At 72.3% G+C, this 16699-nt stretch carries 1 protein-coding gene; it reads right to left on the bottom strand.

Annotation, left to right across the window (positions count from 1 at the left end; all coding sequences use genetic code 11):
- Positions 1-18: 18 nt before the first annotated feature.
- A complete protein-coding gene (locus ABGA98_RS13615; RefSeq protein WP_347618602.1) occupies positions 19-16674 on the bottom strand; it encodes an SDR family NAD(P)-dependent oxidoreductase in 16656 nt (5551 codons plus the stop codon).
- Positions 16675-16699: the final 25 nt, after the last annotated feature.

The following is a 16699-nucleotide window of genomic DNA, read 5'->3' as shown; positions in this document are numbered from 1 at the left end:
GCCGTCGGTGACGCCTGCTCAGGAGAGTCCGAGTTCGCTGTCGATGAAGTTGATGATCTCGTCGGCGGTCGCCGAGCTGAGCTGGCCCGCCACGTCCTCGGCGGTGGTGTCGGCCTCGTGGTGCCGTTCCTTCCACGAGAAGGCCAGCTGTTCGAGCCGGGAGGTGATCTCCCCGGCGGTGGCGCAGCCGGCCGCCATGACGGCCAGCCTGGCCTCGATCCGGTCGAGCTCGGCCAGGATCTGCTGCTCGGCGCTGTGGGCCGGCGGCGCCAGCTCCTCCAGCAGGTGCCCGGCGAGCGCGGCGGAGTTCGGGTAGTCGAAGACCAGCGAGGCCGGCAGCCGCAACCCGGTGACCGTCTTCAGGCGGTTGCGCAGCTCCACGGCCGTCAGCGAGTCGAACCCGATCTCCTTGAACGCCCGTGCCGGTTCGACCGCCTCGGGCCCGGGGAAGCCGAGCACCGCGGCGACGTGGCCGCGTACCAGGTCGAGCAGCATCGGCAGCCGGTCGTCGTCGGGAAGGGCGGCCAGCCGGTCGGTGAGCGAGTCGGCCTGCGGCGCCTCGGCCGCCACCACCATGCGGCGGGTGGCGATGCGGACCAGGCCGCGGAACATCGGGTGCCCGAAACCCTTGGCCGCTCCCGCGCGCAGGACGGCGAGGTCGAGGTTGATCGGCACGAGCGCCGCCTCGTCCACGCCGAGTGCCCGGTCGAACAGCTCCAGGCCCTGGTCGACGTCGAGCGCGCCCATTCCGGACCGGCTGAGCCTGCCCAGGTCGGCCTCGTCGAGGTGCCCGGTCATGCCGCTGCCGCTCTGCGGCGTCCACAGGCCCCAGGCCAGGGACGTCGCGGCCAGGTCGCGGGCCCGGCGGTGCTGCGCGAGCGCGTCCAGGAACGTGTTCGCCGCCGCGTAGTTGCCCTGCCCCGGGCTGCCGAGCACCCCGGCCGCGCCCGAGTACAGGACGAACTGCGCCAGGTCGAGATGCTCGGTCAGCTCGTGCAGGTTCACGGCCGCGTCCACCTTCGGGCGCAGCACGGCCGCGACCCGTTCCGGGGTGAGCGACGGGATCATGCCGTCGTCGAGCACGCCCGCCGTGCTGACGACCCCGGTGAGCGGGTGCTCGGCGGGGATCGCCGCGAGCAGCCCGGCCAGGGCGTCGCGGTCGGCGGCGTCGCAGGCGACGATCCGTACGGCGGCGCCCAGCCCGGTCAGCTCCTCCTTCAGCGCCGCCGCGCCGTCAGCGGCGGGGCCGCGCCGGCCGGCCAGCACCAGGTGCCGGACGCCGTGCTCGGTGACCAGGCGGCGGGCGGCCATGGCGCCGAGCGCGCCGGTGCCGCCGGTGACGAGCACCGTGCCGTCGGGGTCGAACGCGGGCGGCGCGGTCAGCACGACCTTGCCGATGTGGCGGGCCTGGGCGACGTGCCGGAACGCCTCGGGGGCGCGGCGCACGTCCCAGGTCCGCAGCGGCGGCAGGCGGAGCGCGCCGCGCTCGAACAGCTCGGCGATCTCCGCCAGGATCTCGCCGGTCCTGGACGGGTCGAGCAGGGTGAGGTCGAAGTTCTGGTAGCGAACTCCGGGCAGGCCGTCGGGGTCGCGCACGTCCGTCTTGCCCATCTCGATGAAGCGCCCGCCGGGCCGCAGCAGGCCGAGCGAGGCGTCCACGAACTCTCCGGCGAGGGAGTTGAGCACGACGTCCACGCCCGCCTCGAAGGTCCGCGCGAACTCCAGCGTCCTGGAGGAGGCGATGCGCTCCTGCGGGACTCCCAGCTCGCGTACCGCGGGCCACTTGGGCTCGCTCGCGGTGCCGTACACCTCGGCGCCCAGGTGGTGGGCCAGCTGAACCGCGGCCATGCCGACACCGCCGGCGGCGGCGTGCACGAGCAGCGACTCGCCGGCCTGGAGACCGGCCAGGTCCACCAGGGCGTGGTAGGCGGTGACGAAGGCGATCGGCACGGACGCGGCCTGCGCGTACGACCAGTCGCCGGGGATGCGGGCGAGCATCCGGTGGTCGGCGACCGCCTGCTGGGCGAACCCGTCGATGATGCCCATCACCCGGTCGCCCGGCGCGAACGCGGCGACGTCGTCCGCCACCTCGATGACCACGCCGGCGCCCTCGCCGCCCATGGGCGCGTCGCCCGGGTACATGTCCAGGGCGATCAGCACGTCGCGGAAGTTCAGCCCCATGGCCCGGGTGCTGACGCGCACCTGGCCGGGGGCGAGCGGCGCGACGGGCGCGGGCATCAGGGCGAGGTCGTCGACCGTGCCGCGGCTGGTCACGTCCAGCCGCCAGTTCGCCGCCTCGGCGGGCGGGACGAGCGCGCCGCCGCCGCTGCCCGGGCGGGCCAGGCGGGGCGCGTACGCCGTGCCCTTCCTGATCGCGAGCTGGGTCTCCCCCGTCGCGAGCGCGGCGGGCAGCGCACGGTACGACTCCGGGTCGCGGTCGAGGTCGGCGATGACGACCCGTTCGGGGGTCTCCGACTGCGCGGACCTGACCAGGCCCCAGACCCCGGCGTTGACCAGGTCCGCCACCTCGTCGTCCGCCGTGGCGCCGACCGCGCCGTGGGTGATGAGGACGAGCCTGGACGCCGGGTGGTCCTCGTCGGCCAGCCACGTACGCAGCAGGTCGAGCACGTGGCAGGTCCGGTCGTGCACCGCCGCCGCCAGGTCTCCGCCGTGCCCGCCCTCCAGCGGTACGGCCACCCAGTCGGGCACCTGCCCGCCGGCGAGCAACCCGGCGACGGTGTCGTGCGTTTCCGCAGCCGGAAGGGCCGACGGGTCGCCGACGACCACCCACCGCTGCTCCCCCGCGGGTTCGCCGGTGGGGACGGGCGCCCATTCGAGCGTGTAGAGCGCGTCGTCGTCCGCGTCTCGTGCCGGCGTGCCGAGTTCGGCGGGCAGGGGGCGCAGGATCAGCGAGTCCACGTCGGCGACGGGCACGCCGGTGGTGTCGGTGACGGCCAGCGCCACGCGGTCGGCGTCGCGGGGCGTGAGCCGTACGCGGATCGACGCGGCGCCCGTCGCGTGCAGCCGCACGCCGGTCCAGGCGAACGGCATGTGCGGCCCGTCCTCCGCGGTGGCCGCGTTGAGCGCGACGGCGTGCAGCGCGGCGTCGAGCAGCGCGGGATGCAGCCCGAACCCGCCGGTGCCGGTGTCGTCCGGCAGGGCGACCTCGGCGAACAGTTCCTCGTCGCGCCGCCAGACGGCCTTCAGCCCCTGGAAGATCGGTCCGTAGCCCAGGCCGACCTCGCCGAGCCAGTCGTACATGCCGTCCAGCGGAAGCGGCTGCGCGCCCTCGGGCGGCCATGCGGCCGTCTCCTGCGCGGGCGGTGGCGCGGTCACCGGGGCGAGCACGCCGCTGGCGTGGCAGGTCCACGGGTCGTCGGCGGTCCCGCCGTCGGGCCGGCTGTGCACGGTGAGCTGCCGCCGCCCGTCCTCACCGGCGGCGCCCACGGCCAGCTGGAGCTGGACGGCGCCGGGCTCGGGCACGATGAGCGGCGCCTGGATGGTCAGCTCTTCGAGGAGGCCGCAGCCGGCCTCGTCGCCCGCCTTGATGGCCAGGTCGACGAATGCCGTGCCGGGCAGCAGCACCTGCCCGTTGACCTTGTGGTCGGCCAGCCACGGGTGGGTCCTGAGCGACAATCTTCCGGTGAGCAGCACCCCGTCGGCGTCGGCCAGCGAGACCGCCGCGCCGAGGAGGGGGTGTCCGGCCGCGCCGAGCCCGGCCGCGCCGACGTCGCCCGCGACCACGGTGCGTTCCTCCAGCCAGAAGTGCTGGTGTTGGAAGGCGTAGGTGGGCAGGTCGATGATCCGCGGGCCGGATCCGGCATACGTCTGCGGCCAGTCGACGTCCACACCGCGTACCCACAACTCAGCCGCACTCGACCACAACCGGGCAAGACCACCATCATCACGCCGCAACGTGCCACACACCACCACCTCCCCACCCGCACGCTCAACCGTCTCCTGCACCGCCACCGTCAACACCGGATGCGCACTGACCTCAACGAACACCCCGAAGCCCTGCTCCGCCAACGCACCCACCGACGGCTCCAACCACACCGTCCGCCGCAGATTCTCAAACCAGTACCCGCCATCCACCTCCGACCCGGACAACCACTCCCGCCGCACCGTCGAATACCACGCCACCTCGGCCTGGCGCGGTGTCACCGGAGCCAGCAACCGGGCCAGCTCCTCCTCGATGGCCTCCACATGCGCCGAATGCGAGGCATAATCCACCTCGATCCGCCTGGCCCGCGTACCTTCCCCCTCGCAACGCGCCAACAGCTCATCGACAGCGTCCACATCACCCGACACCACCGTCGAAGCGGGACCGTTCACCGCCGCCACCGACAGCCGCCCCTCCCAGCGCCCCAGCAGCTCGCTCACCTCGGCGGAGCCGAGAGCCACCGACGCCATACCACCACGCCCGGCCAGCGCCACGATCGCCTGACTACGCAACGCCACCACCCGAGCGCCGTCCTCCAACGACAACGCACCCGCCACCACCGCCGCCGCGATCTCACCCTGCGAATGCCCCACCACCGCAGCAGGAACCACCCCCAGCGACCGCCACACCTCCGCCAAAGAAACCATCACAGCCCACAACACCGGCTGCACCACATCCACCCGGTCATAACCCGGCTGGCCGGCCTCACCACGCAACACACCCGTCAACGACCAGTCCACGAACCCAGCCAGCGCCGCCTCACACTCGCCCATCCGCGCCGCGAACACCGGCGAGCTGTCCAGCAACTCCACACCCATCCCCAGCCACTGCGACCCCTGACCAGGGAACACGAACACCGGCTTACCGCCACCACCGGCAACGCCCTGCACCACACTCGATGCGGCGCCATCGGCCAGCTCACGCAACCCCGCCACCAGCTCATCCCGATCAGCACCCACCACCACCGCACGGTGATCGAACACCGACCGCGAAACCACCAGCGAATGCGCCACATCCACCGGCCGCACACCCGCCCCCACACCGGCCACCGCCTCAGCCAGCCGGCCCGCCTGAGCCCGCAATGCCTCCGCACTACGACCCGACACCACCCACGGCACCACCGGCGCCCCATCCACCGGCTCACTCACCGGCTCGGCTTCGATCTCGGCGACCGGGGACTCCTCGAGCACGATGTGCGCGTTCGTACCGCTCACGCCAAAGGAGGAGACGGCGGCGCGGCGGGGACGGTCGTGGCGGTCCCACTGCCGGGACTCCGCCAGGAGTTCGACCGCGCCGGCCGACCAGTCCACGTGCGGCGACGGCTCATCCACGTGCAACGTCTTCGGCAACACCCCGTGACGCAGCGCCATCACCATCTTGATCACACCCGCCACACCCGCAGCCGCCTGCGTATGACCGATGTTCGACTTCACCGACCCTAACCACAACGGCCGATCCCGGTCCTGACCATAAGTCGCCAGCAACGCCTGCGCCTCGATCGGATCACCCAAAGTCGTACCCGTGCCATGCGCCTCCACCGCATCCACCTCAGCCGCCGACAGACCGGAATTCGCCAGCGCCTGCCGGATCACCCGCTGCTGCGACGGACCATTCGGAGCGGTCAGGCCGTTGCTCGCACCGTCCTGGTTGACCGCGCTGCCCCGCACCACGGCGAGCACCTGGTGCCCGTTACGTTCGGCGTCGGACAGCCGCTCCACCAGCAGTACGCCGACGCCCTCGCCCCAGCCGGTGCCATCGGCGTCGGCGGAGAACGCCTTGCACCGGCCGTCCGGGGACAGGCCGCGCTGGCGCGAGAACTCCACGAAGGTGCCGGGTGTGGCCATCACGGTCACGCCGCCGGCCAGCGCCATGTCACACTCGCCCGACCTCAGCGCCTGCGCCGCCCAGTGCAGGGCGACGAGAGAGGAGGAGCAGGCGGTGTCCACGGTCACCGCGGGGCCTTCCAGCCCGAAGGTGTACGACAGGCGGCCGGACACGACGCTGCCGGAGTTCCCGGTGGCGATGAGCCCTTCCAGCTCCGTGGGCACGGTGGTGAGGTGGGCCGCGTAGTCGTGGTACATGACGCCCGCGAACACGCCGGTCCTGCTGCCGCGCAGCGCCGCGGGGTCGATGCCGGCCCGCTCGATCGCCTCCCACGAGGCCTCGAGGAGGAGCCGCTGCTGCGGGTCCATGGCCAGGGCCTCACGCTGCGAGATCCCGAAGAACGCCGGATCGAACTCAGCCGCGTCGTGCAGGAAACCGCCCTGCTTCGTGTACGTGGTGCCGGAATTGTCGGGGTCCGGGTGGTACAGCCGGTCCAGGTCCCACCCGCGGTCGGCGGGGAACTCGCCGATCGCGTCCGTACCGGCGCTCACCATCCGCCAGAGGTCCTCCGGCGAGAGCACGCCGCCCGGGTACCGGCAGGCCATGCCGACGATCGCGATGGGCTCGTCGTTCAGCGGCGTCGTGGCCGCGGTGACGACCGTCGCCTCGGCCCCCGCTCCGGTGAGCTCCGCCTCCAGGTAGTCGGCGACGGCTCGCGCGTTGGGGTAGTCGAAGACCAGCGTGGCGGGGAGCCGCAGCCCGGTGCCCGAGTTGAGCTGGTTACGGAGTTCGACGGCCGTGAGGGAGTCGAAGCCGAGCTCCTGGAAGGCGCGGTCGGGCTCCACGGCGTCCATGGAGGCGTGACCGAGAACCCTGGCCACCTCCTGGCGGACCAGCTCCAGCAGCACCCTGCCGCGCTCGGCCGCCTCCAGCCCGGCGAGCCGGCGGGCCAGCCCGGATCCGGCCGCGCGGGCCGCCTGGCGTGCCGATCCGCGTACCAGGCCGCGCAGCAGCGCGGGAAGCTCCGTGCCCCGGCCGCGCAGCGCCCCGGCATCGACCCGCAGCGGCACCAGCGCCGCCGCGTCCGAACCCGACCCCGCGTCGAACGACGCCAGCGCCTCGTCCACGGTCAACGCCGGCAGGCCCTGACGCCGCATCCGCTCGAAGTCGGCCTCGCTCAGCCAAGCGCTCAGCCCGGTGTCGGTGTCCCACAACCCGAACGCCAGCGACGTCGCCACCAGCCCCGACGACCGCCGGTGCACCGCCAGCGCGTCGAGGAACACGTTCGCCGCCGCGTAGTAGGCCTGTCCTGCCGCCAGGACGGAACCGCCGGCGGACGAGAACAGCACGAACGCCGACAGGTCCAGGTCACGGGTCAGCTCGTGCAGGTGCCACGCCGCGTCGGCCTTCGGCCCCAGCACCCCGTCAAGGCGCTCCACCGACAGCGACCCCACCAGCCCGTTGTCGCCCACGCCTGCGGCATGCACCACGCCACGCAGCGCGTGCTCCTCGGGAATGGACGCGATCAGCGCGGCCAGCGCGTCACGGTCGGCCACGTCGCAGGCCGCCACGTTCACCTCGGCGCCCAGCTCCGACAGCTCGGTGGCCAGTTCGGCCGCGCCGGGCGCGTCCGGGCCGCGCCGGCTGACCAGCAGCAGGTGCCGTACGTCGTGCTCGGTCACCAGGTGGCGGGCCACCAGCGCGCCCAGCCCACCGGTCCCGCCGGTCACCAGCACGGTGCCGTCAGGTCCGAACACCGGCTCGTGCTGCTCCAGGCCCCTGACCCGGTTCAGTCTCGGCACCAGCATCCGGCCGTCCCGGACCGCGGACTCCGGCTCGCCCGAAGCGACCACCGATCCCACGGCGGCCCACGACTCGGCGCTGCCGTCCACGTCCACCAGCACGAAGCGGCCCGGGTTCTCGGCCTCGGCCGCCCGTACCAGGCCCCACACCGGGGCCGCCGACACGTCCACCTGGTCGCCGTCGTCAACGGCCACCGCGCCCCGCGTCACCACCGCCAGCCGCGACGACGCGAACCGCTCGTCGGCCAGCCATTCCTGGACGGAAGTCAGCGCGTGCGCGGTGGCACGCCGCACCGCGGCGGGGATGTCGTCGCCGGGTTCGGTGACGGGGCATTCCACGAACGCCCACTCGGGCATGGCGTCCGTGTCCCTGAGCGACGCCAGGCTCGGATACTCCTCATCTCCGGCGGCGGGGAGCTCGGCAGGCTCCGTCCAGGTCACCTGGTAGAGGGTGTCCAGGGCGCCTGTGGTGAGTTCGGTGGACAGGGCGCGCAGGGTCAGCGTGTCGATGTCGGCCACGGGGGTGCCGGTCTCGTCGGCGATGCTCAACGCGATGCTGGTCTCGGAGGAGCCGCGGGTGACCTTGACCCGCAGCCCGGTCGCGCCGGCCGCGTGCAACGACACGCCGCTCCAGGCGAACGGCAGATACGGCCGCCCCGACTCCGCTCTCGGCACCAGATCACCCAACGCCGCGGCATGCAGCGACGCGTCCAGCAACGCCGGGTGCAACCCGAACCGTCCCGCATCGGCGTGCCCCTGCTCCGGCAGGGCGATCTCGGCGAACACCGCGTCCTGGTGCTGCCAGGCAGCCACCACACCCTGGAACAGCGGCCCGTACTCCAGGCCCATCGCCGCCATGTCGTCGTACAGGTGCTCGACATCGACCGGCCGGGCACCGGCCGGCGGCCACTGCCCCGCAACCGCAACCGGCTGCACACCCTCCTCAGCCAGCAACCCTTGAGCGTGCAACGTCCACTCGTCCTGACCCGCACGCGAATACAAGCTCACCTGGCGGCCACCGGCATCGTCGCACGGCCCGGCCACCAGCTGGACGTCCACCCCCGGCCCATCCGGCACCACCAACGGCGCCTGCATGGTCAACTCGACCAGCCGCGCACACCCCAGCTCCTGACCGGCCCGCAACGCCAGCTCCACCAGCGCCGCCCCCGGCACCACCACCCGGCCATCCACCTGGTGATCGGCCAGCCACGGCTGCCCGGCCGACGACAACCGGCCGGTGAAGGTGTGGGTGTCGGAGTCGGGTGCGGAGATGGCCGCACGAAGCATGGGATGGTCGATGGCGCCCAGCCCGGCCTCGCCCACGTCCTGCGACTCCAGACTGGCCGGCACCCAGAACCGCTCGTGCTGGAAGGCATACGTGGGCAGGTCGACGAACCGGCCGGGGGTCAGCACCTTCGTCCAATCCACGGCGATCCCCTGGACGTGCAACCCACCCAGCGCCTCGATCAGCGCCCGGGCCTCGTCCCGGTCCTTACGGACGGCCGGAATGAACACCGCGTCCTCAACGCTCTGCTGCGCCAGCCCCGTCAGCACCCCATCCGGACCCACCTCCAAGAAGCAGGTCGCCCCGCAAGCCGTCACCCCATCCGCGAACCGCACCGCACCGCGCACATGCTCGACCCAGTACGACGGGTCGGTCAGCTGGCCAGGCTCGGCCAGACGGCCCGTCATGTTCGAGACGACCGGAATCGTCGGCTCGTGGAAGGCGACCCCGCTGATCGCCTCCGCGAAGTCGGCCAGCATCGGCTCCATCAACGGCGAATGGAACGCATGCGACACCCGCAACCTGCGCGTCCGCACCTGCGCCTGGCCCTCGATCTCCGCGATCGCGGACTCGTCACCGGACACCACCACCGCAGCCGGGCCGTTCACCGCCGCGATCCCCACCCGGTCCTCACGACCGGCCAGCAACGGCAGAACCTCCGCCTCCGGAGCAGCCACCGCGAGCATCGCGCCGCCCGAAGGGAGCGCCTGCATCAGGCGGGCACGAGCAGCCACCAGCGTGCACGCGTCCTCCAGCGAGAACACCCCCGCCACATGAGCAGCGGCGATCTCCCCGATCGAATGCCCCACCAGCACATCCGCCCGCACACCCAACGACGCCAGCAACCGATACAGCGCCACCTCGAAAGCGAACAGCGCAGGCTGCGTCATCCCCGTCTCGTTCAACACACCGTCCGGGTCGGCGAACATCACCTCACGCAGCGAATGCGGCAACAACGGCTCGAACATCCGGCAGATCTCGTCCAGCGCCTCCGCGAACACCGGGAAGTGCTCAACCAGCACCGACCCCATACCGACCCGCTGACTACCCTGACCCGCGAACAACAACGCCAGCTTCCCGCCAGAACCACCACCCGAGATCGCAGCGGAGGGATTACCGGCCAGCGCCCGCAACCCGGCCACCAACTCGTCCCGATCAGCACCCACCACCACCGCACGCTGCTCCAGCACCGCCCGGCCCGCCGCCAACGACCACGCCACATCCGACACCGGCACCGACGACCGCGACTCCACCCACGACGCGAGCCGGCCGGCCTGCGCCCGCAACGCCCGCACATCCTTCGCCGACACCAGCCACGGCACCACCGGCAGCCGCCGGTCCTCGTGGACGGTCTCGTCGACGAGGTCGCCCTGCTCGATGATCACGTGAGCGTTCGTGCCACTGATCCCGAACGACGACACAGCGGCCCGGCGAGCATGCCCGTTCTCCCGCCACGACTGCGCCTCGGTCAGCAACTTCACCGCACCCGCCGACCAGTCCACATGCGGCGACGGCTCATCCACATGAAGCGTCTGGGGAAGCAGGCCGTTACGCAGCGCCATGACCATCTTGATCACACCGCCCACGCCCGAGGCGGCCTGCGTGTGGCCGAGGTTGGACTTCAGCGAGCCCAGCCACACGGGCCGGTCCTCAGGCCGCTCCTGGCCATAGGTCGCCAGCAGCGCCTGGGCCTCGATCGGGTCGCCCAGGGTCGTGCCGGTGCCGTGCGCCTCCACCGCGTCCACGTCGGCGACCGACAGACCCGCGTTCGCCAACGCCTGACGGATCACCCGCTGCTGCGACGGACCGTTCGGAGCCGTGATCCCGTTACTCGCACCATCCTGATTGACCGCACTCCCCCGAATAAGCGCCAGCACCCGATGACCATTACGGCGAGCATCCGACAACCGCTCCACCAGCAACACACCAACGCCCTCACCCCAACCCGTGCCATCAGCACCAGCCGAGAACGCCTTACACCGCCCATCCGCAGCCAACCCCCGCTGCCGCGAAAACTCCACGAACATCCCCGGCGTCGACATCACCGTCACACCACCGGCCAACGCCAGATCACACTCACCCGACCGCAACGCCTGCGCCGCCCAATGCAACGCCACCAACGACGACGAACACGCCGTATCCACCGTCACCGCCGGACCCTCAAGCCCCAACGTGTACGACACCCGGCCCGACACCAAACTCCCACCACTGGTATTCGCCGGCGTCCCCAACCCATAATCGTGATACATCACCCCCGCAAACACACCCGTCCGACTCCCCCGCAACCCCACCGGATCAATCCCCGCCCGCTCAACCGCCTCCCACGACGCCTCCAGCAACAACCGCTGCTGCGGATCCATCGCCAACGCCTCACGCGGCGAAATCCCGAAAAACCCCGGATCAAACTCGGCCGCGTCATACAGGAACCCGCCCTGGCGGGTGTACGAGGTGCCCTGGCTGTCCGGGTCGGGGTTGTAGACCTTGTCCAGGTCCCAGCCACGGTCGGAGGGGAACTCGCCCACCCCGTCACGCGCCTGCGCCACCAGCTCCCACAGGTCCTCCGGCGACAGCACGCCACCCGGATAGCGGCACGCCATCCCCACGATCGCGATCGGCTCGTCGACCGTCTTCGTGGCGGTCACGACGGCCTGGGCGGCCTGCCCGCCGGCCATCTGGTTGGCCAGGTGGTCGGCGATGGCCTCAGCGGTCGGGTAGTCGAAGATGAGCGTGGCCGGGAGCGGCACGCCGATGGCGGCCGTGAGCTGGTTGCGGAACTCGACGGCCGTCAGGGAGTCGAAGCCCAGCTCCTGGAAGGCGCGGTCGGGCTGCACCGCGTCCGCCGAGGCGTGGCCCAGCACCTTGGCCGCTTCCTTGCGGACGAGTTCCAGCAGCAACATCCTGCCGCGTTCCGCGCCCTCCAGCCCGGCGAGCCGGCGGGCCAGCTTCGATCCGGTCGAGCGGGCCACCTGCCGTACCGACCCGCGCACCAGGCCGCGCAGCAGCGCGGGAAGACGGGAGCCGCGGCCGGCCAGCGCGCCCGTGTCGATGCGCAGCGGCACCAGCACCGCCGCGTCCGAACCCGCTCCGGCGTCGAACAGCGCCAGCGCCTCGTCCACGGTCAACGCCGGCAGGCCCTGGCGCCGCATCCGATCGAAGTCGGCCTCGCTCAGCGAGCCGCTCATGCCCGCGTCGGTCTCCCACAGCCCGTACGCCAGTGACGTGGCGACCAGCCCCGACGTCCGCCGGTGCACCGCGAGGGCGTCGAGGAACACGTTCGCGGCGGCGTAGTTGGCCTGTCCCGCCGCCAGGACGGAACCGCCGGCGGACGAGAACAGCACGAACGCCGACAGGTCGAGGTCCTGGGTGAGCTCGTGCAGGTGCCACGCCGCGTCGGCCTTCGGCCCCAGCACCCGGTGCAGCCGTTCGGCCGACAGCGACGCGACCAGCCCGTTGTCACTGACGCCCGCGGCGTGCACCACGCCGCGCAGCGCGCGCTCCTCGGGAATGGCGGCGACCACCGTGGCGAGCGCGTCACGGTCGGCCACGTCGCAGGCCGCCACGTCCACCCGGGCGCCCAGCTCCGACAACTCCGCCACCAGCTCGGCCGCACCGGGCGCGTCGAGCCCGCGCCGGCTGACCAGCAGCACGTTCCTGACCTCGTGTTCGGCCACCAGGTGACGCGCCACCAGCGCGCCAAGCCCGCCGGTCCCGCCGGTGACCAGCACGGTCCCCTCGGGCCCGAACACCGGCTCGCCGGCCGAGGTTCCGGCCCTCACCAGCCGCGGAGCCCGGATCTGGCCACCGCGGACGGCCGCCTCCGGCTCTCCGGAGGCCGCCACCCCGGGCAGCGTGTCCCACGACTCCTGGCTGCCGTCCACGTCCACCAGCACGAAGCGGCCCGGGTTCTCGGCCTCGGCCGCCCGTACCAGGCCCCACACCGGGGCCGCCGACACGTCCACCTGGTCGCCGTCGCCAACGGACACCGCACCCCGCGTCACCACCACCAGCCGCGACGACGCGAACCGCTCATCGGCCAGCCATCCCTGCACCGCGCTCAGCACGTCGGCGGCGGTCTCGTGGACGGCGTCGAGGACCTCCGCCTCCGGCGGGGTGACCACGTACGTGACCGCGTCCGGCGCGGCGGCGTCCTCGGCGACCGACGCCAGCTCGGGCAGCTCGGACCGCTCGGCGGTGTCGGGGGCGGAGACGGGAGTCCACTCCACCCGGAACAGCGACTCGGCGTGGTCGTTGCCCGCGGCGGTGAGCTGCTCCGCCGAGACCGGGCGGACGGCGAGCGACTCGACCGACAACACCGGCGCGCCGTCGGCGTCGGCGATGGTCAGCGCGATGGAGGTCTCGCGGAGGCGGGAGATCCGCACCCGTACGCTGCTCGCGCCCGCCGCGTGCAGCCGCGCTCCGGCCCAGGAGAACGGCAGCACGGTCTGCCCGTCCCCGGCGATCAGCTGGGCGTGCATCGCGGCGTCGAGGAGTGCGGGGTGCAGCCCCGACCTGGCCGCGTCGGCGTGCGCCTGCTCGGGCAGCTCGACCTCGGCGAACACGTCCTGGTCCCGCCGCCAGGCGGCCTGCAGGCCCTGGAAGACGGGCCCGTACTCGTACCCCATGCCCAGCAGCAGCTCGTAGGCGCCGGACACGTCGACCGCGTCGGCGCCGGCCGGCGGCCACTGCTCGAGCCCGTCCGCGGGCACGGTCGCGGCGGCGGACAGCGCGCCGTCGGCGTGCCGGGTCCACGTGCCGGCGGTGTCGCCGTCGGCGCGGGAGTGGATGGCGATCGGCCGCGCGCCGGAGGCGTCGGCGGCGCCGACGACCACCTGCACCTGGCGCCCGCCGCCGGGGGGCAGCAGCAGCGGCGCCTGCAGGGTGAGCTCCTTGACGAGCGGGCTGCCCACCTCCTGGCCCGCCTGCAGCGCCAGCTCCAGGAACGCCGTGCCGGGGAGCAGGACCGTGCCGTTGACGGCGTGGTCGGCCAGCCACGGCTGGGTGGCCACGGACAGGCGGCCGCTGAAGATGACGGACTCGCCGCCGGCCACCTCGGTCACCGCGCTCAGCAGGGGATGGTCGAAGGCCGCGAGCCCCGCCCCGGCCATGTCGCCGGCCGCGCCGCGCGCGGCGATCCAGTACCGCTGGTGCTGGAAGGCGTAGGTGGGCAGGTCCACGAGCGACGGGCGGGCGGGGGCGAAGAACGCCTCCCAGTCGACGGCCACGCCGCGCACATGCAGGTGGCCCAGGGCCTGCACGAACGCGAGCGGCTCGGCGCGGTCCTTGCGCGTGCTCGGGACGAAGACGCCGTCCTCGGCGCTCTGCTGGGCCAGCGCGGTCAGGGTGGCGTCGGGGCCGACCTCGATCCAAACCTTGGCGCCGGCCGTACGGGCGGCGGCGACGCCGTCGGCGAACCGCACCGCGCCGCGTACGTGCTCCACCCAGTAAGCAGCATCAGTCAGCTGTCCAGGCTCGGCCAGACGGCCCGTCACGTTGGAAATGACCGGAATCGTCGGCTCGTGGAAGGTGACCCCGCTGATCGCCTCGGCGAAGTCGGCCAGCATCGGCTCCATCAACGGCGAATGGAACGCATGTGACACCCGCAACCTGCGCGTCCGCGCCTCCACCTGGCCCTCGATCTCCGCGATCGCGGACTCGTCACCGGACACCACCACCGCAGCCGGACCGTTCACCGCCGCGATCCCCACCCGGTCCTCACGACCGGCCAGCAACGGCAGCACCTCCGCCTCCGGAGCCGCGACGGCCAGCATCGCCCCGCCCGAAGGCAGCGCCTGCATCAACCGAGCCCGAGCAGCCACCAGCGTGCACGCGTCCTCCAGCGAGAACACCCCCGCCACATGAGCAGCGGCGATCTCCCCGATCGAATGCCCCACCAGCACATCCGCCCGCACACCCAACGACGCCAGCAACCGATACAGCGCCACCTCGAAAGCGAACAGAGCAGGCTGCGTCATCCCCGTCTCGTTCAACACACCGTCCGGGTCGGCGAACATCACCTCACGTACGGGATGCGGCAACAGCGGATCGAGCACCCGGCAGATCTCGTCCAGCTCGGCGCCGAACACGGGGAACGCCTCGGCGAGCTCGCGGCCCATGCCGAGCCGCTGGCTGCCCTGGCCGGCGAACAGCAGCGCCACCTTCCCGCCGGAACCGCTTCCGGAGATCGCGCCGGAGGGGTCCTCGGCCAGCGTCTCCAGCCCGGCCAGCAGTTCGGAGCGGCCGGCGCCCACGACGACCGCGCGGTGCTCCAGCACGCTGCGACCGCCGGCCAGCGTCCAGGCGACCCCGGCAGGGTCGGTCTCGGGACGTTCCGCCACCCACGAGGCGAGCCGCCGGGCCTGCCCGGCCAGCGCCTCGGGGCTCTTGGCCGAAATGAGCCAGGGCAGCACCGGCAGAGCGCCGCCGTCGCCCGCGGTGACCTCGCTTTCGTCGCCCTGTTCGATGATCACGTGGGCGTTGGTGCCGCTCACTCCGAAGGACGACACGGCGGCGCGGCGCGGACGGTCCAGCTCCTCCCACGGGCGGGCCTCGGTCAGCAACTCCACCGCACCCGCCGACCAGTCCACATGCGGCGACGGCTCATCCACATGAAGCGTCCTCGGCAACGTGCCGTGCCGCAACGCCATCACCATCTTGATCACACCGCCCACGCCCGCAGCCGCCTGCGCATGACCGATGTTCGACTTCAACGACCCCAGCCACAACGGCCGATCCCGATCCTGACCGTAAGCCGCGATCAGCGCCTGAGCCTCGATCGGATCACCCAGCGACGTCCCCGTCCCATGCGCCTCGACCGCGTCCACCTCGGCCGCCGACAACCCCGCGTTCGCCAAAGCCTGCCGGATCACCCGCTGCTGCGACGGACCGTTCGGCGCCGTCAACCCGTTACTCGCACCGTCCTGATTGATCGCGCTGCCCCGCACCACCGCCAGCACCCGATGCCCAAGCCGGCGCGCATCCGACAACCGCTCCACCAGCAACATCCCGACACCCTCAGCCCACCCCGTGCCATCAGCACCAGCCGAGAACGCCTTACAACGACCATCAGGCGACAGACCCCGCTGCCGCGAGAACTCCACGAACGTCCCTGGCGTCGCCATGACCGTCACACCGCCGGCCAGCGCGAGCTCGCACTCGCCGGACCGCAGCGCCTGCACCGCGAGGTGCAGCGACACCAGCGACGACGAGCACGCTGTGTCCACGGTCACCGCCGGGCCCTCGAACCCGAACGTGTACGACACCCGCCCGGACGCGATGCTGCCCGAGTTGCCGGTGCCGACCAGCCCCTCCAGTTCCTGGGGCACGGTGGCGGGGGCGTAGTCGTGGTACATCACGCCGGCGAACACGCCGGTCCGGCTGCCCCGCAACCCAGCGGGGTCGATCCCGGCCCGCTCCATCGCCTCCCACGACGCCTCCAGCAACAACCGCTGCTGCGGATCCATGGCAAGCGCCTCGCGCGGCGAGATCCCGAAGAACGCCGGATCGAACTCCCCCGCCTCGTACAGGAACCCGCCATGCCGCGCATACGTGGTCCCGTGACTGTCCGGGTCCGGGTTGTAGAGCTTGTCCAGGTCCCAGCCACGGTCGGAGGGGAACTCCCCGATCGCGTCCTGGCCGGAGGCCACCAGGTTCCACAGGTCCTCGGGTGAGAGCACCCCGCCGGGGAAACGGCAGGCCATTCCCACGATCGCGATCGGCTCGCGCGCCGCCTCGGCGAGAGAACGGTTCTGCGCACGCAGCCGTTCCGTCTCCTTCAAGGAGGAACGCAGGGCCTCGATGAGCTTGGTGTCGTTCGCAGCCATTCTCGCCTCGTACTCTTCGTGCTAC

Origin of the sequence: Nonomuraea sp. B1E8 (genome assembly GCF_039871515.1) — a bacterium.
In the GTDB taxonomy this organism is placed as follows: Bacteria; Actinomycetota; Actinomycetes; order Streptosporangiales; family Streptosporangiaceae; genus Nonomuraea.
This window is presented reverse-complemented; position numbering and strand designations above follow the sequence as displayed.

Excerpts from the sequence above, each read along its gene's own strand:
- ABGA98_RS13615 (WP_347618602.1), bottom strand. The coding sequence starts at position 16,674 with ATGGCTGCGAACGACACCAAGCTCATCGAGGCCCTGCGTTCCTCCTTG.